A 21571-nucleotide genomic window follows, 5' to 3' on the forward strand; every position below is an offset into this window, starting at 1 on the left:
GCCTTCCATAAGTATCAACGAGATAATAACGTGAACGCACCCTGCACGAATTGACGGAGATCGCATGAACCCGATAGAGCAACCGAGAGATGGCGAGATGGCCGGCAATCCTTACGATGAACTACGTGAGCTTCTCGTGCGTCTGCAAGCGACCATGAAAGCTGCTGACCTGTGGCGCATGGAGACACCATCGCCGGAGGCCTTCATGAGTGTGGAGCCATTTAGTGTCGATCTCATGGACATGGGGCAGTGGTTGCGTTTCGTGTTTGTGGCACGCTTGGAGGCCTTGTGCGATGCACGTGCCAAGTTTCCTGCAACGTGTGAAGTGGCGCCTGCCATTGAAGCCTGGCTGAAGGATGCGCGGCCTGAACGTCGCGTCGCCGTCACTGAAGTGATTCGTGAGATTGATACGCTGATTACTCATCACTGATGACTCATGGCCAAGCACTGAAGTGATAATGCCAGTCATGAATGACGCGTTAGCAGTGCTGTTGAGTGCATGTCATCAGAGGTATTTCACTATAGGTACGGCAGAGGGAATGCCGTACCTATAGTGTCTCACTAGGAGAAATCTACATGGCGTATTACTTCGCCTACGGCAGCAACATGAATGCGGCGCGGGTGGTGGCACGTATCGGAGAGACTCGGCGAGCGCTGCTGGGATGGCTTGAGGGTCACCGACTGGCGTTTGACAAGGCATCACGGGTGGCCGGTATCGCGCATGCCAACGTGCAGCCTGCCAGCGGTTCGCAGGTTGAAGGCGTGCTCTATGAGCTCGCGACGCCAGAGCAGATCGAGTTGATGGACCCGTTCGAGGGTCGTCCGCATGAATATGAGCGCCACCTGCACGCTATTGATACCCACGAAGGCGTGATTGAGGCATGGGTCTATGTGGCGTTGCCGGAGCGCACGGCAGAAGGCCTGAAGCCTGCGCGTGAATATCTTGATCATCTGTTGGGTGGGGAGAGCTTGCTGTCCAAGGCATATTTCACACGCCTCGCGGCGGTAGAGGCCGAGCACTCCTTGGATGATGCAACATTGGCTCAGCTAGGACTGTCGCGTACCTCTCCACGCTAGCCTGCCTGCTTTATCGTGACATCATTGGCGCCATCAAAAAGCCCGCTTCTCGTGATGAGAGGCGGGCTTTTTTACGCGAGTGCCGTGAAAAGGCTAGAGCCGCTGTCAGTCGAGCATCAGTTGCTTATGAGTTCTGGGTCGAGATTCGACTGCGCGCGACGACTTGTCAGTAGGCCAATGATCAGACCCACCAGCGCAGGAGCCACCCAGCCAAGATTCATTGAGGCCAGTGGCAGCATCGGCTCAAGCTTGTGCGAGATGGCCATCAGGGAATCGATGCCACTGGCTTCGAATCCATCCAGAAGACTGACCAGCAGTGTCAGGCCAATGCTCCAGCTAAATACGCGCGGCGCATCATGCAGATGTGGACGCAGGTAGGAAAGCAAGGTCAGCACGAGCACCAGTGGGTAGAGCGTGAACAGTACCGGGATAGAGACACTGATCAACGTGGCCAGTCCCAGGTTGGCGATCAGTGCCGACGCGATCGCCATGATGATGACCAGTGCGCGATACGGCACGCTGGGCAGCAGACGATGGAAGAACTCGCCACAGGAAGTCAAAAGGCCCACTGCGGTCGTCAGGCAGGCCAGCGTGATGACCAGCGCGAGAATCAGCTTGCCGGTGCTTCCGAACAGCGCCTCGACATACACCGGAATCAGTTCGCCCTTGGCGGCTTCCGTCACCAGTGCGTGGCTGGTGGCCCCCATATAGACCAGTGGCAAGTAGACGGCAGCCAGACAGACAGCCGCGATGCCACCTGCCCATAGTGTGTAGCGAGTCACATCCGCGGTCGCGGTGATACCACGCGCCTTGATGGCCGAGACGATCAGAATACCGAACACCATCGACGCCAGCGCGTCCATCGTCTGATATCCCTGCTGGAAGCCTGTCATGAAGGGCGCTTCGGCCCATTCGGGGCTGACCGGCCCTGGCGGCCCTTGAGGATCGATAATCGTGAAAGCGGCAATCAGAGCCAGCAGGGCGATCAACAGCGGCGTTAGCCACTTGCCGACGACATCCATCAGCTTGCCTGGGCTCAGTGCAATCAGCGTTGCCACTCCGAAGAATAGCACCGAGTGTAATGCCAGACCGCTTTCCGGCGTCATGTCGATGAAGGGGCGCATGCCCATCTCAAAGGCCACCGTACCGGTACGCGGGATGGCAAACATCGGCCCGATGGACAGATAGATGGCGACTCCGAAGGCGGCGGCAGCCCACTTGGGCAAGGGAGAGGTGATTTTATCGAGTCCACCGCCAATCACGGCAACGGCGACGATCCCTGCCAGTGGCATGCCAACGCCAGTCGTGAGAAAGCCGAGCGCAGCTGGCCAGAATTCAGCACCAGCACCTTGACCGACTTGCGGTGGAAAGATGATGTTGCCCGCACCAAGAAAGAGGGCAAAGGTCATGAAGCCCAGCGCTACGATGTCGAGGCTGGAAAGTCGTGTTTTCAAAATGAAGTCCTACGGATTCAGCGGATGCGTTGCGGCATACAAGGGAGTGTGAACCGACAATATGTCGGTAAATCAACAGTATGCCGAGAAGCCGTTGGCCAGCGACAGGATGGGGTCGCCAGCAAACCCGAGAGCAACGGGGTAGTGTTGCGCGCGGGTCATATGGCGAGATCATGCGGCAACGGATGTCGAGGCCGTGATCAGACGAGGCGTATTATCGTTGATTTCACACAGCAAGACAAAGTGCGTCCCGCTAGCGGTAGTGTTGCCTTGAGGGGAGATGCCAGCAGTAGAACGTGATTGAGCTCAGCAGGGCGCGATCATTCCTTCGGTGCAGGCGGCAGCGGTATATAGTCTGGCCAGTCGTCCGGTACGACAAATACACGCCACTGGTAATGAGTCGGCGGAGTGGTGGGGGCAGTGATGCCGATGGAAGTAGTAGAGGAGATAAGCTCAAGCCAAAGTTGGCGCGGGTGCGGTGGACGCGAGCTCTGAGAGTTCGTGGCGAAAAAGTGCTTGTGCAGCCAAGCATCCAGTTCTCGCCAAGAGACAAGAGAGGCTATCGGAGGCGCTGCTAGCCAAGCCGGTTTCTCTCTTACTATCCCCTTTACCTGTGCCTGCTCAAGAGAAGAGCGGGGGGTGTCCAGCTCGCTCAGTACGAGACAGAATGCCGAAAAGTCACTCACGCGGACCCACCACCCTGCCTGTAATGCAGTCTCGGGATGGCACCCTGTCGGTGGCGGTAGGCAGTCTGCCAGCGATTTTTCAGGCTGCCAGGGGCGAAATAGGCAGCCGGGTAGCGCCAGTTGCTGCCGAATACGTTCTCCGTCAGGTAAACCGTCCTGCTCTCCGTCGATGGCCTCAAGCGCAGACGTGATGGCGTCTCGCCCTTGTGGGGTGTGCGCTAGCGGCAATTGATGGCGCAGGCTGCGTTGATACTTGATCGCCAGGCTGTCAGCCCCTCCCGGCCCTATCCAGCGGCTGGGACTATCGATGGCTCCAGGCCCATCTGGGAGTCCCAGATAGAACTTGATCGCGACTTCCAGATGCGTCGGCGCATGGTGGTGTTCAGTTTGATAGATCAGATCCAGCTCGCCCAGCGTTATCCTCTCCTCCTCGATCTTCAGGTTACTGACCAGGAGTTGGCTACTCGGAGCGTGCCTAAGTACGAATTGCCAGAGCAACTCGTGATAGCGACCCAGTCGATAGTGACAGCACTCATCAACGGTGGCTTCTAGTGTCTGTGGATGTTGTTCCAGTTGGGTTAACCACTGATGGCGCACGCCGTCATCTTCCAGTCCGAGTGTCTGCAGTGTGGGGCGAGGGTAGCCAGGTGTCAGCATCAGATCTGGTGAACCCAGTAGCCAGGCGATATCTCTGACCAGTGGATGGCAATAGGGTGCGCTCGGCGCTCGTAAGTCTGGCGTTGCCGCACAAGTTGAAGCTACCCACTGAGGAGTAGGGGCAGCGCTAGAGAGAGGAGAGCAGTGATGAGCAGTGCAGTGATGAGCATAGCTCTCAAGTGCTCCCTCTGGAGGCTTTGGAGGCAGAATAGGCATGCCACTCAGTGTATCCCAAGGCGCCTGACAAGGAATATGGCATCAAAAGAGTCAAGGACATTTGCGGATATCGACCGGAGATGGGCTGTAGTCGCGAGATGACAATGATCTCTATCAAATCCCCTATTGAAACATTGGACTTACTGCGTAGCGTATTTGGCGGGCAGTATTCTGGCGCCATATGGTGATCTAGCGTTGTTTCTTTTATGGAACCTATGCGGTTTCTGTATTGAGGTATTTCTATCGGCCAGTGACGTTCAGGGTACGCTTCCTGCGAATTGCAGTGAATGCACCTCACTCGCAAGCCAAGGAAAAGGTAAATCAAGATCATCTGTGCAAGATGTTGTCAATTCCGCCATTTTCAGTGCTGATGAGAGAATGTCATGTTCTGGTAAGGCTGAGGGGCGTAAAACATCATCGCATCGGCAGGAGTGGTCGTATGAATTATGACGGATGTACACGGCTTTTTACGGAAAAGCGCATGAAAGCTAGGCTGTAACAAGGTTTCCAAGGGAAAAATGCATTTTTTCCATTTCCTTGCATCCAGTTGTGACGATGCGACGTATTACTCATCAGAACATGAAGACACACGCTGCAGTACGCATAATGTTCGACCAAGGTGGTGAGTGAGGTGCAGTGATTTACGCCGAAAGTCGATAGCTTGAGGAGCGGATGCTGACGGGTATATAGGAGTATCCACTAGCAAGAGGCAGGGGTCTTCTCACCCCCCATGGTTGTACAAGAGTTGTCTTCAAGTGTTATTCAAGTTGTTCGGTATGCCAGATGGCATTACCAGGAAGACACAGAGCAGGCGCAGTACGGTTAGCAGGTGTGTTTCCCTATGGGAAACAGTGAGCTTCCAGCAGAATGACTGGTTAGAAAGCGGGTTAAAGATTAGTCTGTTAATAATTTAAGCACAGCAAGACCGCCAGAGCCTGAATGATTCGACCCGGACAGGGGTTGGCAGCATCCAATCTTCACGCTAGGCACTCAACATCAGCGGAACATATCCGCATAAAGGACCAGGAGTCTTACCATGAAAAATATGTCCCTCAACGCATTGATCGCCGCCGTCGTTCTCGCTGCTGCCAGCACTTCAGCGTTCGCGGCCGATGACAGCCCTGCAGCACAACGCGTGCAAGAGGCGCTGAGCAGTCAGCAGATCATCGGCCAGTCCCAGTCTGCTAGTACCCACCAGCAGACCTTTTCCGAAACAGGTATGAGTGTTGCCGCCGGACGTGTTGGGCAGTCTCTCAACATGCAGAGCATCAATGGCGATAGCACCGTGTCACTGACTACCACTCACTCGGCAGTCAATGATCAAGGTAAAAGCGTCGCTGCAACCCGTGTTCAGCAGGGCATCAGCGATAACGCGTGATTCGTGAGGGCGTGATCGTTTGCGCCAGATGAATCCAATGATGTGTCTGTTTGCTCACCTTTATCCAGTTTCGGAGAATGACCATGAAAACGCTGAATACTCTGATTGCTGCCGCTGCCCTTTCTATCGCGGTTACCGGTGTTGCCTCTGCCGATAGCGTTGCCGACACCCAGGTGCGTGCGGCATTGAGTGAGCAAGCTATCCAAGGTCAGGCGCAGCCTGTCAGCACCCAGCAGATCGTTGTGGAAAGTGGCAAGAGTATTGCTGCCAACCGTGTTGAGCAGTCTTTGCACGCTGACATGGTCAAGGGCGAGCGTCATCAGCGAGTGTCTCATGCTCAGAGCTTTGCTAATGATGCCGGGAAGAGTGTCTCTGCCACCCGCGTACAACATGCACTCGAGACAAGTGTTTAATTGGCAGTGTCGGAATTTTCTGATGAGCTAATGTAAATAAATATCATACAGTGCGATGAAGAATATTATCTAATGGTGAATGTCGGGTTTCCTTTGGGACCGATATCGCCAATGGATAAGCGGGTGAGTGGTAATGTCTGAGTAGATAGATTTTAATGTATTTTTATGGCGATAAAATATCACCTTGTCCTAGTAAGTTATTGATGTAGATGGCATTATGGTTCACGTAGTTTAAACGAAAGCTACATGCTGATATTTCGCATGTAATACTATGAGCCAAGTCCAAACTGGAACTTCTGTAATGCCAATCTTGAAATCATTGAAGACGTTGACGTGTTCATTAGTTATCGCCGCAAGTCTTGTTTCTGGTCATGCCATGGCCAGCAACTCTCCTGATAAGCCCAAAGTGCTTATCTTTGATGTTAACGAAACGCTGCTTGATCTGACGTCCATGCGTAGCTCCGTGGGTGATGCATTGGGTGGCAGAGAAGATCTGCTCCCGTTGTGGTTCTCCACCATGTTGCATTATTCCCTGGTCGATACCGTGACCAAGGATTATCACGATTTTGGTCAGATTGGTGTCGCTGCATTGCTCATTGTCGCCCAAAACAACGACATCGAACTCACGAGCGAGCAGGCCAAGAAGGCCATCATTACGCCATTGCTGACGCTACCGCCTCATGGTGATGTCAAGGAAGGCTTGGCGAAACTGAAGGCGCAGGGTTACAAGATCGTCAGTCTGACCAACTCTTCTAACAAGGCTGTCAAAGCCCAGTTCGAAAGTGCTGGCTTGTTGTCATATTTTGATGAGCGTTACAGCATTGAAGACATCAAGATATATAAGCCTGACCTGCGTTCTTATGAGTGGGTGCTTGAAAAGCTCAATGTAAAGCCTGAAGAAGCAATGATGGTAGCGGCACACGGTTGGGATGTCGCGGGTGCCAAAGAGGCTGGTTTGCAAACGACCTTCATTGCTCGTCCTGGCAAGGCGCTTTATCCGCTGGCCAAGCAGCCGGATCATGTCGTGAAAGATGTAAATGAATTGGCTGATATATTGGGCAAGAGCGAATGATCGCCGCTTACAATAGGGTTGTATTCGGTCATTGATCAAGACATATCAACAAGTGAGATGTCAGTCTCTGCATGGTGATGTGTCGCTGCCCTCGGGTGTCTTGAGAGTCAGGCGGCCGGGGGCAGTGAGGGTTGGCTTCGCTTTTGCAGTAGTCGTGTGAACATTGAGTGGTAGGTACGTGACGTAGCATGAGCGCGAAGCAGCGCATGGAGGAAAGATACCTTCCTGCCTGCAATCTTCATGAAGGCTTGCGGTGTTTGATCCTTTCCCTCGTCAGTAGGATATTCACGCAAGGGCGTTGTACTCATGATGTTTCATGCGAGTCCGATATACCGGCCTCTTTCTTGAGTGTTTTCCTGTCCTGGATGTCACTGTCCCGACATTCATTGCCCGCCACTGGCGGGTTTTTTTATGCCTGCCAATCCAGTGTTATCAAGCAAGTCTGCTGTCACCCATCGATGATCAGCACTGCTGAAGACTTGAACATTCGCCGTATCTAGCGTGCCGTTGGTGGCATTTTGATGTGGAAAAAGCGTGTTTAATTTGATCCATGTCATTTAACTCATTGAAAAGCATTGAGTTTAGTATGCGCAAGGATGGTCGATAAAGCTAAATTAGCATTAATTTATATATCATTGATTCATGGTTGGAACCAATACTGTTCCTGTTTGGGGATGTTTCTACCGGACGGTGACATTCACAATACACTCCCTATGGATTGCAGTGAATGCACTTCACTCACCCGCAAGGAATGCAGTGAATCGTAAACATCTGTGCAATACGTTGTCAATGCCGACATTTTCAGTGTTGGCGAGAGAATGTCATGTTCTGGTGTGGCTGAGGGGCATGAAACATCATCGCATCGGCAGGAATGGTTGTATGAATCATGACGGATATTCACAATTTTTTGCTGTAAGGCGCATGGATGTTGGGATGAAAATAGGTTTCAAGGAAAAATACGCATTTTTTCGATTTCATGGCATCCAGTTGTGACAATGCGGCGTATTACTCATCAGAACATGAAGACACACGCTGCAGGCCGCATCATGTTCGACCAAGGTGGTGAGTGAGGTACAGTGATTTACGCCGAAAGTCGATAGCTTGAGGAGCGGATGCTACCTGGCATATAGGAGTATCCACTCGCAAGAGGCAGGGATCTTCTCACTCACAATGTTGTACAAGAGTTGTCTGTAAGTGTCCTTTAAGTTGTCATGCATGCCGGGTGGCATTGCCAAGAAGACGTAGAGCAGGCACAGCACGGCTTGCAGTTTTGTTTCCCTCAGGGAAACAGTGAGCTTCCAGCAGGATGGCTAGTTAGAAAGCGGATTAAAGATTAGTCTGTTAACAATCGAAGTGCAGCAAGACCGCTAGAGCCTGAATGATTAGACCCGGACAGGGGTTGGCAGCATCCGATCTTCACTCTAGGCACTCAATATCAGCGGAATATATCCGCATAAAGGACCAGGAGTCTTACCATGAAAAATATGTCCCTCAACGCATTGATCGCCACCGTTGTTCTCGCTGCTGCCAGTACTTCAGCATTCGCGGCCGATGACAGCCCTGCGGCACAACGCGTGCAAGAGGCACTGAGCAGTCAGCAGATCATCGGCCAGTCCCAGCCTGCGACTACCCACCAGCAGTCCTTTTCCGAAACAGGTATGAGTGTTGCCGCCGGACGTGTTGAGCAGTCTCTCAACATGCAGAGCATCAATGGCGATAGCACCGTGTCACTGACTGCCACTCACTCGGCAGTCAATGATCAAGGTAAAAGCGTTGCTGCAACCCGTGTTCAGCAGGGCATCAGCGATAACGCGTGATTCGTGAGGGCGTGATCATTTGCGTCAGATGAATCCAATGATGTGTCTGTTTACCTACTTTTATCCAGTTTCGGAGAATGACCATGAAAACCCTGAATACCTTGATTGCTGCCACTGCCCTTTCTATCGCCGTTACCGGTGTTGCCTCTGCCGATAGCGTTGCCGACACCCAGGTGCGTGCAGCATTGAGCGAGCAAGCTATCCAAGGTCAGGCACAGCCTGCCAGCACCCAGCAGATCGTTGTGGAAAGTGGCAAGAGTATTGCTGCCAATCGTGTTGAGAGGTCTTTGAACGCTGACATGGTCAAGGGCGAGCATATGAATACCGACTCCACTTCCCAGGCCTTGGCTAACGACAAGGGCAAGAGTGTTGCAGCAACTCGCTTTGAAGCTGCGCTCAACGACAACGCCTGATACCAGTCGACATGATTGAACAATGCAAGATCCTGATTCCTTGGAGATACCTCATGAAACTTATCAATACCCTGATTGCTACCGCTGCTCTTTCCATCGCTGCCACTGGCATTGCTTCTGCCGATAGCGTGGCAGATCAGCAAGTTCGCGCCAATATCAGCGAAAGCATGATTCAGGGCCAGGCCCAGTCTGCGGCTTCATACCAGCAGACTCCCAGCGAGTCAGGCAAGAGTGTCGCGGCAAGCCGTGTCGAGCAGTCATTGCATGCCGACATGATCAAGGGTGAGAGCCGTCAACTGGCGTCTGATTCTCAAGACTTCGACAATGACGCTGGCAAGAGTGTGTCTGCAACACGCATCCAGCACGCCCTGAGCGAAAGCGTCTGAAGCAAGTCTGGCTGAAGAGGGCATCGACTTGAAGAGTGCGCAGAGTTTCCGTTGAGCGTCTGATAGTCCGTGATCCCGGTGCTCGTGACTTCAAGTGCAAGAGTCAGTGCGAAGTAGTCGATACAAGAAAGTAGTTACCGCCTCAAGAGCCTTACCAGTTGACACAGAAAAGGAAGCTGCCCGATGTGCAAGCCCGGAATCCTGTCAGTCGTAAGTCGCTTGATTTGACCACCGTATCGTTCTCGGTGGTCACTCTAGAGATCCCTGTTCGCTGCTGCTTCAGCCGCCAACGTCATCCCCAGTGCTCCTCCATCATTTCTGCTTCAATGGCTGATTCTCCCAAACCCCATCTTTGAATGGCGTTGTCTCGCCAATATCCCGCTATCACACAACCAAACAATGTCAGCGTTGCTGGCCCACAATGCACATGACGCGAGTGATATGACATCAGTGGCTTCAATCGCGACAAGGTCGCAACAGGATATCTGTTTGGAATGGGTAGAACGTTTCAGAAAGTCATTTTTTTTGCATTACCAAGCTGTGGTGAATGCGAAAGACGCTTTTCTGAAACGCTTTCCTGTCCTGGATGTCACTGTCCCGACATTCATTGCCCGCCACTTGTTGGTGGGTTTTTTTATTTCAATTTGGTAAGCGGGTGGCATCCGTCAGCGTCAGTGATACGCTTGGCAGCGAAAATAATCACCTTCGGCAGGAGTTTATGATGAGCGACGCTTCACAGCAGCACGACCACCGCGCGCCTCAGGTCATCGAGCCGCAAGGGCAGGCCGATGCCTGCGTTATCTGGCTGCATGGTCTGGGTGCTGATGGCAGTGACTTCGTGCCCGTCGTGCCTGCACTCGGATTGCCTGCCAATCACGGCGTGCGCTTTGTCTTCCCGCATGCTCGTGAGTTGGCCGTTACCGTCAACGGCGGAATGCGCATGCCGGCCTGGTACGACATTCTCGAGATGAATCTTGGGCGTCGTGTCGATGAATCACAGCTGCGTGAGTCTTCGGCTTACGTGCACGCACTGATTGACGCGCAAATTGCTCAGGGTATCGATAGTCGTCGCATCATTCTGGCTGGTTTTTCTCAGGGCGGCGCAGTCGTCTATGAGGCGGCCTTGAGTTATGAGCAGCCACTGGGTGGCCTGTTGGCACTTTCTACCTACTTTGCCACCAGTGCCACGATTACGCCTGCAGCGGCCAATCAAGGGCTCGCCATCAGCGTGCACCATGGTACTCAGGATGACATCGTGCCGCTCGCGCTGGGCGAGGCAGGCGCCGAGAGTGCTCGTGCGCTGGGTCATCCTCTGGAATGGCAGACCTGGCCGATGGCTCATGCCGTCTGCCTGGAAGAGATCGAAGCAATCGGTGAGTGGTTCACGCGCCGTCTGCAAGACTGATTACCGCGCGAGCATTGCCCTGCATGCCATCTTGCAAAAGAGCCCACTGACGGAGTGATTCGTCAGTGGGCTCTTTGCTGCCATGGGCGGGTACTCAGCAGCGATAATGATAAGTGAGTGATTCATCCTTGCGCGGACCTGTGATGCGCCATTTCAAGATGAAGCCCGTGGCATTGCCTTCAGTATCACGCTCGATCATCAGTGTCGCGGCATACAGATCATCAATGCACAGGTGGGCTTTGCGGCTGATGAAGTGATCCGGCCCTTTTGCGTCATCCTTGATCAGGTCGAACAGGAAGACGGCAGCATCACGGCCTCGTCGTTCATGGCTGAGCTTCAGCGCATCGCCGGCAGGAGAGAGCTGCCAACGATAGCGATTGTGGAAGGTGACACTGCTGGGTTGCCCCGCCAGCGTAAACTGGCCCTGTTCGAGGAACACCAGCTCGTCCGCGCCATGGTTGGCGGGTTCTGATTGCACTTCTACCGTCCCGATGCCGCGCCCCGACCAGGCATTGCGCGAGTCAGGGCCCGAGTGCGACGAAAAATCCAGCTGACGGATCTGCGCAAGCAGTGAATAGAGAGGTACAATATCAGTCAACTTTTCCTGACTACCGGGTTTACTCGTCATGTCCTACCTGATTGGTGTCACGGCCCTGTGGGCCTTCTCGTTTTCCCTGATTGGCGTCTATCTGTCCGGTCAGGTCGATAGTTATCTGGCGGTACTGATACGTATTCTGCTGGCCAGTCTCATCTTTGCCCCTTTCCTGCGGCCACGTGCCATTCCAGCTCGCCTTCGCTGGCAGTTGATGGCAATTGGCGCTATCCAGCTTGGCCTGATGTATATCTTCTTCTATCGCTCCTTCCTGCTGTTGCCAGTGCCGGAAGTGCTGTTGTTCACGATCTTCACGCCGATCTATATCACGCTGCTGGATGACCTGATGCAAAAGCGATTGTCGCCATTCTACCTGCTGACTGCCGCCATTGCGGTGATTGGCGCCGCGATCATCCGCTATGACGGCATCAGTGACGGTTTCTGGTTGGGGTTTGCCGTCGTGCAGGGCGCCAATCTGTGTTTTGCCATCGGTCAGGTCGCCTATCGTCACGTGGTGCCACAGCTACCCGAGGATATCGCTCATCGACATGTGTTCGGTTGGTTCTATCTCGGGGCCTTGGCGCTGGTGGTGGTGATGTTCCTGCTCTTTGGCAGTACCGACAAGCTACCTTCGCAGCCGGTTCACTTCGTGGTGCTTGGTTGGCTGGGCATCATCGCGTCTGGCCTGGGGTACTTCCTGTGGAACAAGGGTGCCACTCGCGTGGACGCCGGCACGCTGGCCATCATGAACAACGCGCTGGTGCCGGCAGGACTGTTGGTCAATCTGCTCATCTGGAACCGTGAGGCTGACCTCGCACGGTTGGCATTGGGCGGCACGATCATCGTGGCGGCGCTTGCAATCAATCGGCTGTGGGCGCGTCAACGCGAACAGAAGTCACGCCAGTCCGTGGCGTAGTCTTTCCCTGACGATATCGTCAAAGGGTGAGTTCTTCGGGACTTGCCCTTTACCATGATGAACACTGCTTCATGGACCGCTTAGAGGACGATGAATCAGGCAGAGTCTTGCTGAGAAAGCGCCTGTTTCAAGTGGGTCGTCAGGCGTTCGAGCGTGTTGTCTTTTTTCTCGTCTTCACCGACACCGTATGGGGTGCCATTGAGCTGACTGTCATCCAGTTGCGCGGCATTGAGACGTAATCCGATGCTACTGGCATTGAACAGGCTGCCGGGCAGTGTGGCGATACCCGCTGCCAGCAAGGTTTGATAGAGCTGTTCCAGCTGCTGGGCATTCAGGTTTGGCAGCCCGCACCATTGCAGGTAGCCACCACTCGCGGGTGGCAGCCAGACTTGATCGCCCAGCTCATTGCGAAGGTGCGTGCGCAATGACGCGAGGCGCCGAGCATAGCAGCGCCGCATGCGGTGGATATGGCGGCCGTAATCGCCACTGGTAATCAGCTCACTCAGAGCTGCATGCATCCACGGCATGTCCCCCATGCCGCTCGCCCAGCGTGCACGAATCATGCCTTGCATGCCCAGTGGTGATGGGGCGTCCCTCTCCGATAGCCACAGCCATCCGCAACGAGTACGGGGATCAAGCGTCTTTGAGAGCGAACAGAGGGTAATCAGCTCCGGCATGGCTTCGCCGCCCGCTATGGACTGTAGCTGTTTGAGGTCTGCCAGCCACGGGCGTCGAGTCTCGAAGCTCAACTCGGCAAAGGTCGCGTTCTCGATCACCATGATGTCGTGACGTGCGGCCAATGACAGCAAGCGCCGGCGATCTGCCAGGTCAAGTTGTCCGCCCAGTGGGTTATGACAATCCGGTGTGACTATCAGTGCATCCAGTGTCAGTCGAGTGACCACATGATCAGGCGTTGGCACTGCTGATGCGTCCCCTGCCAGCATGAGCGCAAGCGCTTCGACATCCAATGCAGTGTGCGCATGAGTTGGCAGCGCAATGGCCTGATGGCCATTGGCTTCAATCGCGGCAAGCACGCCGAAGTAGCCCGGCGCTTCCACACCGATACGACAGCTGCCATGTCGCGCACGCAGCTGGCCCAGGATAAGTGACATGCCTTGTTGCGCGCCCTGGCAGATCAACAGTGCTTCACTGTCGCAGGGGTGGCCGCCATTGGTCAGATGCGTGGCAATGGCTTCCCGCAAGACACTTGAACCGGGGGGCAGGGCGTACGCACTGGGATGTTCAGCGTGATGAGTGATGTGATGGCGGACGAGGCGATAGAGCCGTCGCACCGCCGGAGCATCCAGCTCCGGGTGTGCGGCACCCAGAGGAGCCAGCGCTGGATCACTGGCGTGTGCCATTACTTGCCATGCCGGATCACTGATCGTCAGTGTCGATGCCGTGCATGGGCCAAGCGCGTGGGTTTGACGCGGTGTCTGTCGCTGCTGAAGGGGGCTCGGTGAATTGTGCTCTGCGTCAGGGGATCGGCCTGACAAGGCATGCTCATCCAGTGGCGCGACACGATACCCGGCACGCGGATACGCGGTGATGAGGCCGGCAGCTTCCAGTTCTCCATAGGCGCGAATGACACTGTTGAGCCCAAGTCCTGATTGCGCGGCTTGCTGGCGCAGAGAGGGGAGTTGCTGGCCTGCTATCACGCTACCGCGATGAATCTGGTGTCTGAGATCCTCTGCCAGCTGCTGGTAGCGTGGCAGCGGGCGGGGGTGGGCGTTGTCACTCATTGTCATCTGTACCCATTGAATAACCTGTTATCTGTATCTTGTATCCCCCATGAGGTTCGCTGCAAGCTGTTGTCACTGAGCTGTCATCAGCCACGGGTCACCTGTCGGTGGTTCGCCATCGCCTGCCCAAGAGAGTCTGTGTCATGTGGATGCCATTATCGTTCGTGTTTCTCTTTGCTACCGGCTTCATCGCGGCGCGTTTTGGTACCCTGGATGCTGAACCCTTCACTTTGCTTCTCGTGCGCAGTCTGTTGGTATTGCCAGTCCTGGGGGTGATTCTGCTGCTGCGTCGCCAGCCGCGTCAGTGGGGACGGCGCAAGGATCGCCTGTCTCAGATGGGGATCGGCATGCTGCTGCATGGTGCCTATCTCGGAGGCGTGTTTGCCGCGGTCAAGGCGGGCCTGCCTGCCGGTCTGACAGCACTATTGGTGAGCCTGCATCCATTGATCACGGCAGCGCTGTCGCTTCCTCTATTTGGCGTGCGCCTTGGGGCAAAGCAGTGGGCAGGACTTGCCTGTGGCGCCATTGGAGTCTGTCTGGTGCTGGGCGCTGGCTTGCTGGAAGACACCGGTGCTCAGGCGCTCGACTGGCCATTGATCGGTCTCGTCTGGTGCCTGATCGCGCTGATTGGCGTCTCCAGCTCTACGCTGTGGCAGAAGCGTGTCAGCGGCAAGATGGGGTTGGTCGAAGGACTGATCTTTCAGTATCTCGGTGCAGGCGGTGTCTTTGTGGTCGCCGCGAGCAGCGTCGGCAGCTTTGCCTTTGATCCGACGCCGCGTCTGTTGCTGACGATCGCCTGGCTGGTCATTGCCATCTCGGTAGGGGCCATCTGGCTGTTGATGCTGATGCTGGAGCGCGGAGAGGCGCATCAGGTGGCACGTACCTTCTTCCTGGTACCGCCGTGTGCCGCCTTGATGGCATGGTGGCTCTTCGATGAGCAGTGGACACCACTGATGGTGGCGGGTGCGGCATTGGTGGTCGCAGGGCTGGCGTTGGATCGCCCGCGATTGGCCAAGCCAGTCGTGCCCGCGGCTTCAGCTCGCTAGAGGTTGCAAGGCTGAGCACTGAGAATGCAGGGCTTCATCCAGTGCTCTGCGTGAATGACACCCATGACAAGACGCCCCGTTGGCCTTTTTCGAGGCTGACGGGGCGTCTTCACTTCCATGCTCAATACGTTGATATGGGCCGCTCGGCTGTCAGCGAAGAGGTCCCTGTCGATGCCAACGCGATCAGAAGCGGTAGCTGATGCCTGCCATGGTCACGATGGGATCAATCTCGACCTTGTCATGAATGCTGCCCGCGACCGTGACATCGGAATCGATATCCAGGTACCAGACGGCGACGTTGGCTGCCCAGTGGTCGTTGATCACCAGATCTGCGCCAATCTGTGCGGCGCCTCCCCAGCTGTCATCCATCTCAAGACTGGTGCCATCATCCAGCGTCTCATCGGAGAAGTGGGTGTAGTTGATGCCAGCACCGATGTAAGGCTGGATACGTGAATCACGCCCGCCCAATGGATAGTACTGAAGGGTCAGCGTCGGCGGCAGGTGATCGACGGAACCCGCTTTTTCGCCATTCAGCGAGATGTCGTGATCAAAATCCTGGGCGGCCAGCAGCTCGATACCGAGGGTGTCAGTGAAGCGATAGCCCAGGGTGAAGGCAAAGGCACTGTCATCACCGACGTCGACATCTGCGCCGATGGCGTCGATGCTACCGTTGTCGCTTTTCGGGGAAACCTTGGCAATCCCCGCGCGTGTCCAGAATTGACCGGCACCGTAGTTCAGTGAATCGGTGCGATGACCATCAGCGACTGCTGGAACGGCAGCCAGTGAGGTCATGCCCGCCATGGCGGCAATGAGCACCAGGCGTGTCACGCGGGAAGCGTGGTTGGCACGTAGGTCAATGAGATTGGCGTGGGCCAGATGGAGAGGGGTGCTGACTGACATGATTCGCTCCCGAACGACGGACGAGTATAAGAAGAGTCGTCAGTCTAGAAGCTAAGAGATACAAAAAATTGATCTAGAGCAATGGTTTACGCGTGTCTACGGCAAGACCGGCATGCGTTTGATGCAGATCAATTTTCGTATGCTATGCCATGATGCAGGCGAAAAGTCTCGTCTGCTTGCCAAAACCGTCGATACGCACATGCGAAAACGCCGCAGACCTGTAAGGTCTGCGGCGTTTCTACGAGAGCTAAATAGGATTTGACGGATCAACCGTCTAGCGTATTTCCCTCTCGCGGCTCCAGGTACGTGAAGATGTACTTAGAAGCGGTAGGTCACACCAGCACCAACAGTGACCGGATCCAGCTCGGTGTCATTGACATCCTGGCCGTTGATCTTGGTGTCAGCCTTGACGTCGGCATAACGAGCGAAGCCGTTGACTGCCCAAGACTCGTTGACGTTCAGGTCAACACCCAGCTCGGCAGCAGCACCGTAGCTGTCGTCGATGTCCATGCTCTGGCCGTAGGCAGATTCGCTGGAGAAGTGGGTGTAGTTCAAGCCAGCACCAGCGTACGGCTGGACGCGGGCATCAGTACCGCCCAGCGGGTAGTACTGAAGCATCAGGTTGATCGGCATCTGGCTGAAGTTGCCGGCGCCATCTTCGAATTCAGTGCTGAATTCTTCAGTGGACTGCAGGGCGACTGCCAGCTTGTCGTGGAACATGTAACCCACGGAGCCAGCGAAACCAGATTCGTCCTTGGCAACAAGGCCGTTGCCGTTGTTGGACTTGCCGTCAACCTTGGCAACGCCGCCGCGCAGGAAGATGTCACCCTTGCCGTAGGCCATTGCAGATTGTGCGCCTGCCATCATGGTGCCGGCGATAACAGTAGCGGTCAGGATCTTGATAGCGTTCATGTGTAATTCTCCTAGAAGCATGAGCCTCGTGGGCTTCCTGTCAGCAGAGCCTCGCTACCGTATGGCCTTGGCCGGGTACTCTGCGTGGCTGCGTCGATCAGGGGACGAGACGAACTATAAGAAACACTGTTCTGTTTGGCAAGCATTTTTTTAGAACAATGTTTGAAAACATTTATAGCGTCTTGTTAGCAGACGTTAACAAGTATTTCAGTAAACGTGAATGTCTTTTGTTCGAGACGTCGAGTGGCGCCATTGGGCGACATTCAGGTTAATGTTACTGACAGGTTTATAAGACCTTGGTCTCAAGGCGTCTGTCGTGTGAGCGCATACTACTCAGTGTGTGCTCACATCACCAGTGTGTTGGTTCAGCGACGCTTGCGCTGTCCACGTATTTCAAGTTGTGACAGCCAGCGATCAACCTCAGTCGACTTGGGGGAGCTGTCGCAATAGATGGCCAGAAATTGACGCCAATCGTCTTGCTGCCAGCAAGTGAGGCGGCGCCACAGCACATAGAGGTCACGCAGACATTCGTGACGGCGCAGCACGAAGCGCCGCGTTTTCTCAAGATCAATGATGACAGCGTCCATCTGTTGCCGGGCGTCAGTGAAGGTATCCGGGCGGTTGAGGAATAGATGTTTTGGAAACAGGCAGCCATGCATCATGCCGGCCTGGTGTATCTGGCGGACCAGACGGGCGCTGGCTGTGATGACTTGTCTTCGATACTCATCGTCAAGCTCTGGCCACCGGACATGCCATGAGTCGAGATCGTCGCGGTTGGTCAGGTCAAAGGTGATCAGGATGGCGCGCCAGTGCTTGCCCTGTTTGCGCTCGCCGTACCATCCCGCCTCAACCGAAGGGATTCCCAGGGAGTGATAGCGGCGAATGGCGCGCCATTCACGCGAAAAGGTGGGTTCTCCCAGTGGGCGTACTACGCTACGTGCCAAGTGGTTGGTCTGCCGCTTGAGATATAGTCGGTGACGCTGCCCCTTTTCATCCTCCAGTGTCAGTAGCGAGACAGTCGAGACACCGCCACGTTCCCGGTTGGGGATATCGACGTTCTCGGCGGCCACTTGCCAGAGATGTTCGAAGCTATTGAGTTCATGGCGCGCCAATAACTTGGCAAGCTCAGATTCACAGTAATCGGCGTGCCCGCGCGGTGGATTCGCGCTGGGGCTGAGAGCAGGAAGTTGAGTCATGGGTAGTATTCACAAGCCAGGAAGACAATGTGTTGGAGGGGTAGCATTCCCTGCGCTCCTCCAACAATGAAGCGCCATCATAGTTAGCCTGCTGGAGAAGGGGTAGTCAGCGCCAGGGCAAAGTTGAGTTGCTGGGCAGGTAAAACCTGCAAGTGAGTGTGGTCGATGGTCGCAGTAGTGACGTATATGCGCATGTATGCATGTGATATTCATGACGATAATGATCAGCTGTCATGCGACGTATGGCGTAGTGGGGCTGACGAGGGGGGGCATGTGCACATCACACTGCGACAACCTGCCATCTGGAGCACAGCGTGGGAGTGTTGAAAATAGCGCCCAAGGTTCTAGCACCTGTGTGCTTGCCGGCGAGAGACGGGCCTGATGTGACTTTCCCGTCTGCGGTGGCAAGTGCATGTAGTGACGGCAGTTTGACCGTCCGCCTTATCGCAAAGGGGTAAGACATGATCTCCGATACTGTTGTGGAGCTGTCGCGGTTCCAGTTTGGCATGACCGTGCTCTATCACTTCCTGTTCGTACCACTGACCATCGGCATGGCCTTCCTTCTGGCCATCATGGAATCCCTGTATGTCATGACCGGCAAGCAGGTCTACCAGGACATGACCAAGTTCTGGGGCAAGCTGTTCGGCATCAACTTTGCTCTTGGCGTGGCCACGGGTCTGACGATGGAATTCCAGTTCGGAACCAACTGGGCCTATTACTCGCATTATGTGGGTGACATCTTCGGTGCGCCGCTGGCGATCGAGGGGCTGGTCGCCTTCTTCCTGGAATCCACCTTCGTTGGCCTGTTCTTCTTCGGGTGGGACCGACTGACCAAGCATCAGCACCTGATGGTGACCTGGTTGGTGGCCTTTGGCTCCAACTTCTCTGCGTTGTGGATCTTGATTGCCAACGGCTGGATGCAGAATCCGGTCGGTGCGGAATTCAATTTCGAAACCATGCGTATGGAGCTGACCAGCTTTTCTGAGGTGGTTTTCAATCCGGTCGCACAGGCCAAGTTCGTGCACACCGTATCAGCGGGCTATGTGACTGGCGCCATGTTCGTGCTCGGCATCAGTGCTTTCTATCTGCTGAAAGGGCGTGATCTCGGCTTTGCCAAGCGCAGCTTCGCCATCGCCGCCGCCTTTGGTCTCTTCTCGGTCGCATCCGTCATCGTGCTGGGGGATGAGTCCGGTTACGAGGTCGGTGATGTCCAGAAGGCCAAGATGGCGGCCATCGAAGCGATGTGGGAGACCGAGCCTGCGCCAGCTTCCTTCACGCTGATTGGTCTGCCCAATGAGGAGACTCAGCACACGGACTACGGCATTCATATCCCGTACTTGATGGGATTGATTGGCACACGCTCACTGGATACTGAAATTCCGGGCATCAAGGAGCTCAAGGCCGAGCACCGTGTGCGTATCGTCAATGGCATGAAAGCCTACGATCTACTCGATCAGCTGCGTGGTGGTCAGGATGATATCGTGACCCGCAAGGCCTTCGATGCCGTCAAGGATGATCTGGGTTACGGCATGTTGCTCAAGCGTTACGTCGAGACACCATCTGATGCGACACCTGAGATGATTGACAAGGCAACTGATGACTCCATTCCGTCTGTCGCCCCGATGTTCTTCTCGTTCCGCATCATGGTGGCGTGTGGCATGGCCATGCTGTTGATCTTCATCGGCGCCGTCTGGATGACTGCCAAGCAACGCTTTGACGTGCGGCCGTTCCTGTGGATCTGCCTGCTGTCCATTCCGTTGCCGTTCATTGCCGTGGAAACTGGCTGGTTCGTGGCAGAGTTTGGTCGTCAGCCGTGGGCGGTCGGGGAAATCCTGCCCACCTTCATGGCGGCCTCCAGTCTGGAAGAGTCTGACCTGTGGTGGTCCATTGGTGGCTTCATCGTCTTCTATAGCGTGTTCTTCGTGATCGAGATGTGGCTGATGTTCCACTTCGCACGCAAGGGACCCTCTTCACTGCATACCGGCCGCTATCACTTCGAGCGCGATGCCGTTGCTGCTGATGATGGCATGTCGCTCAATCCGTCGCTGTCATTCAAGGAGTAAGGAACCATGTGGGATTATGAAATCCTCAAGCTGTTCTGGTGGGTGGCGGTTGGCCTGTTGTTGATCGGCTTTGTCATCACCGATGGCATGGACATGGGCGCGGCGATGATGATGCCGTTGGTCAGCCGCAGTGACAGCGAACGTCGTGTGGTTATCAATACCCTCGCACCGCACTGGGACGGCAATCAGGTCTGGTTGGTGACAGCCATCGGGGCGGTGTTTGCCGTCTGGCCGGTGGTGTATGGCGCCGTGTTCTCCAGCTTCTACTTCGCGATGCTGACCATTCTGTTCTCACTGTTCTTCCGCCCGCTGGGCTTTGATTATCGCTCCAAACTCGAGAACACCCAGTGGCGTGCCTGGTGGGACCGCGGCATTGTCGCCGGGAGTCTGATTCCGACTGCGTTCTTCGGGCTTATCTTCGGTAACTTGCTGCAGGGTATTCCGCTGGAAGTCGATCAGTACATGCGCGCCAGCTATGCCGGAAGTTATCTGGGCCTGTTCAATCCATTCGCCTTGCTGTGTGCTGCGCTGTCGATATGCATGGTAATGCTGCATGGTGGTACCTGGCTGGTGGCACGCGCCGATGATGTCATCGCGGCACGTAGTGCGCGTCTGGTGCAGCCGTTGGGACTGTTGACTCTGGGCCTGTTCGGGTTGGGCGGTTTGTGGGTGTGGTTGTCAGGCATGGGCTACGGTATCGAGCAGATGGGCGATACCGGTAGCGCACTCCAGTTGCTCGACAAGCAGGTCGGGCCGGGTAGCTGGCTGGACGTTTACAGCAAAGAGCCGCTGACACTACTGGCACCCGCCAGTGCCGTCGTGGGCGTACTGGCAGCGATGCTGCTGGCAGCCAAGCGCAAGGGGGGCGCCGCCTTCACGGCAAGCTCTCTGGGCACCGGTGGCGTCGTAGCCACTGCAGGCATCAGCATGTTCCCGTTCATCGTGCCGTCCTCGCGCATGGGAGAGGCCAGCCTTACGCTGTGGGATGCTGTCTCCAGCGAGCTGACGCTCTCCATCGTCACCGTGGCTGGGGTGGTGATGGTACCGACCATCATTCTCTATACCACCTGGTGTTACGTGAAGATGTGGCGTCGTGTGACGGTCGGTCATATCGAGGAGAGCGGGCACAGCCTTTATTGAGCCGTTGTCGCTCGAGTCGAAAACTGAGCCGCGCTCATCTGGCCGTCCTCAACAGGCGCGCCAGTCGTGAGAAGCAGTATCCTGACAAGT

21 protein-coding genes are annotated in these 21571 nt (G+C 55.3%); 13 read left to right on the top strand and 8 right to left on the bottom strand.

From position 1 onward, the window contains the following. Positions 1-64 precede the first annotated feature (64 nt). Together GQR90_RS05425 and GQR90_RS05430 are read left to right on the top strand one after the other, a co-directional pair. On the top strand, positions 65-430 hold the full coding sequence (locus tag GQR90_RS05425) for a YqcC family protein (protein WP_158773228.1): 366 nt from the start codon (positions 65-67) through the stop codon (positions 428-430). A gap of 146 nt (positions 431-576) precedes the next feature. Further along, the gene (locus tag GQR90_RS05430) at positions 577-1077 is read left to right on the top strand and encodes a gamma-glutamylcyclotransferase family protein (protein WP_158773229.1); all 501 of its coding nucleotides are present in this window, start codon (positions 577-579) and stop codon (positions 1075-1077) included. A 116-nt stretch (positions 1078-1193) separates the two neighbouring features. Here GQR90_RS05430 and brnQ read toward each other — a convergent pair whose 3' ends face one another. Together brnQ and GQR90_RS05440 are read right to left on the bottom strand one after the other, a co-directional pair. Further along, entirely contained in the window at positions 1194-2531 is a 1338-nt protein-coding gene (gene brnQ / locus GQR90_RS05435; protein WP_199269476.1) for a branched-chain amino acid transport system II carrier protein, read from the bottom strand. 320 nt (positions 2532-2851) lie between these two features. After that, entirely contained in the window at positions 2852-4090 is a 1239-nt protein-coding gene (locus GQR90_RS05440; RefSeq protein WP_267902045.1) for a DUF1853 family protein, read from the bottom strand. A gap of 1036 nt (positions 4091-5126) precedes the next feature. Between GQR90_RS05440 and GQR90_RS05445 the strand changes: the two genes are divergently transcribed. The 3 genes from GQR90_RS05445 (at position 5127) to GQR90_RS05455 (ending at position 6953) form a co-directional block, all read left to right on the top strand. Next, the gene (locus GQR90_RS05445) at positions 5127-5468 is read left to right on the top strand and encodes a hypothetical protein (RefSeq protein ID WP_158773231.1); all 342 of its coding nucleotides are present in this window, start codon (positions 5127-5129) and stop codon (positions 5466-5468) included. Positions 5469-5551: 83 nt separating this feature from the next. Beyond that, positions 5552-5881 (top strand): hypothetical protein, encoded by a 330-nt coding sequence (locus GQR90_RS05450; RefSeq protein WP_158773232.1) that lies wholly within the window; start codon positions 5552-5554, stop codon positions 5879-5881. A 301-nt stretch (positions 5882-6182) separates the two neighbouring features. Beyond that, the gene (locus GQR90_RS05455; RefSeq protein WP_158773233.1) at positions 6183-6953 is read left to right on the top strand and encodes a haloacid dehalogenase type II; all 771 of its coding nucleotides are present in this window, start codon (positions 6183-6185) and stop codon (positions 6951-6953) included. 383 nt (positions 6954-7336) lie between these two features. Here the strand turns inward: GQR90_RS05455 and GQR90_RS05460 are convergent, their stop codons facing one another. Beyond that, complete coding sequence (locus GQR90_RS05460; RefSeq protein ID WP_158773234.1) at positions 7337-7510, bottom strand: hypothetical protein; 174 nt, start codon at positions 7508-7510, stop codon at positions 7337-7339. A 918-nt stretch (positions 7511-8428) separates the two neighbouring features. Between GQR90_RS05460 and GQR90_RS05465 the strand changes: the two genes are divergently transcribed. From GQR90_RS05465 to GQR90_RS05480, 4 genes are all read left to right on the top strand, one after another. After that, positions 8429-8770 carry a hypothetical protein gene (locus GQR90_RS05465; RefSeq protein WP_158773235.1) on the top strand — a complete coding sequence of 114 codons (342 nt, stop codon included), beginning with the start codon at positions 8429-8431 and terminating at the stop codon, positions 8768-8770. Positions 8771-8853: 83 nt separating this feature from the next. Then, on the top strand, positions 8854-9183 hold the full coding sequence (locus GQR90_RS05470; protein ID WP_158773236.1) for a hypothetical protein: 330 nt from the start codon (positions 8854-8856) through the stop codon (positions 9181-9183). Positions 9184-9236: 53 nt separating this feature from the next. Beyond that, positions 9237-9569, top strand: a complete 333-nt coding sequence (locus GQR90_RS05475; RefSeq protein ID WP_158773237.1) for a hypothetical protein — start codon at positions 9237-9239, stop codon at positions 9567-9569. 721 nt (positions 9570-10290) lie between these two features. Beyond that, the gene (locus GQR90_RS05480) at positions 10291-10974 is read left to right on the top strand and encodes an alpha/beta hydrolase (RefSeq protein ID WP_158773238.1); all 684 of its coding nucleotides are present in this window, start codon (positions 10291-10293) and stop codon (positions 10972-10974) included. Between the two features lie 94 nt (positions 10975-11068). On the opposite strand, the gene GQR90_RS05485 is transcribed toward GQR90_RS05480, so the two are convergent. Then, entirely contained in the window at positions 11069-11602 is a 534-nt protein-coding gene (locus GQR90_RS05485) for a DUF6314 family protein (protein WP_158773239.1), read from the bottom strand. Between GQR90_RS05485 and GQR90_RS05490 the strand changes: the two genes are divergently transcribed. Then, the gene (locus GQR90_RS05490) at positions 11601-12482 is read left to right on the top strand and encodes a carboxylate/amino acid/amine transporter (protein ID WP_158773240.1); all 882 of its coding nucleotides are present in this window, start codon (positions 11601-11603) and stop codon (positions 12480-12482) included. The two genes, GQR90_RS05485 and GQR90_RS05490, sit on opposite strands and share 2 nt — an antisense overlap. A 95-nt stretch (positions 12483-12577) precedes the next feature. On the opposite strand, the gene GQR90_RS05495 is transcribed toward GQR90_RS05490, so the two are convergent. Then, entirely contained in the window at positions 12578-14224 is a 1647-nt protein-coding gene (locus GQR90_RS05495) for an aminotransferase-like domain-containing protein (RefSeq protein WP_158773241.1), read from the bottom strand. A 143-nt stretch (positions 14225-14367) separates the two neighbouring features. Here GQR90_RS05495 and GQR90_RS05500 point away from each other — a divergent pair, with 143 nt between their 5' ends. Then, a complete protein-coding gene (locus tag GQR90_RS05500; protein ID WP_158773242.1) occupies positions 14368-15270 on the top strand; it encodes a DMT family transporter in 903 nt (300 codons plus the stop codon). 183 nt (positions 15271-15453) lie between these two features. On the opposite strand, the gene GQR90_RS05505 is transcribed toward GQR90_RS05500, so the two are convergent. From GQR90_RS05505 to GQR90_RS05515, 3 genes are all read right to left on the bottom strand, one after another. After that, positions 15454-16062 carry an OmpW/AlkL family protein gene (locus tag GQR90_RS05505; protein ID WP_233266516.1) on the bottom strand — a complete coding sequence of 203 codons (609 nt, stop codon included), beginning with the start codon at positions 16060-16062 and terminating at the stop codon, positions 15454-15456. A gap of 426 nt (positions 16063-16488) precedes the next feature. Continuing rightward, positions 16489-17082 (bottom strand): OmpW/AlkL family protein, encoded by a 594-nt coding sequence (locus tag GQR90_RS05510; protein ID WP_158773243.1) that lies wholly within the window; start codon positions 17080-17082, stop codon positions 16489-16491. 365 nt (positions 17083-17447) lie between these two features. Beyond that, a complete protein-coding gene (locus GQR90_RS05515) occupies positions 17448-18278 on the bottom strand; it encodes a lipopolysaccharide kinase InaA family protein (RefSeq protein WP_158773244.1) in 831 nt (276 codons plus the stop codon). A 461-nt stretch (positions 18279-18739) separates the two neighbouring features. On the opposite strand from GQR90_RS05515, the gene GQR90_RS05520 reads away from it, so the two are divergent. Both GQR90_RS05520 and cydB read left to right on the top strand, forming a co-directional pair. After that, on the top strand, positions 18740-20341 hold the full coding sequence (locus GQR90_RS05520; protein ID WP_158773245.1) for a cytochrome ubiquinol oxidase subunit I: 1602 nt from the start codon (positions 18740-18742) through the stop codon (positions 20339-20341). Between the two features lie 6 nt (positions 20342-20347). Next, entirely contained in the window at positions 20348-21481 is a 1134-nt protein-coding gene (gene cydB / locus GQR90_RS05525) for a cytochrome d ubiquinol oxidase subunit II (protein ID WP_158773246.1), read from the top strand. Positions 21482-21571: the final 90 nt, after the last annotated feature.

The organism is Cobetia sp. L2A1, assembly GCF_009796845.1.
Classification (GTDB): domain Bacteria; phylum Pseudomonadota; class Gammaproteobacteria; order Pseudomonadales; family Halomonadaceae; genus Cobetia.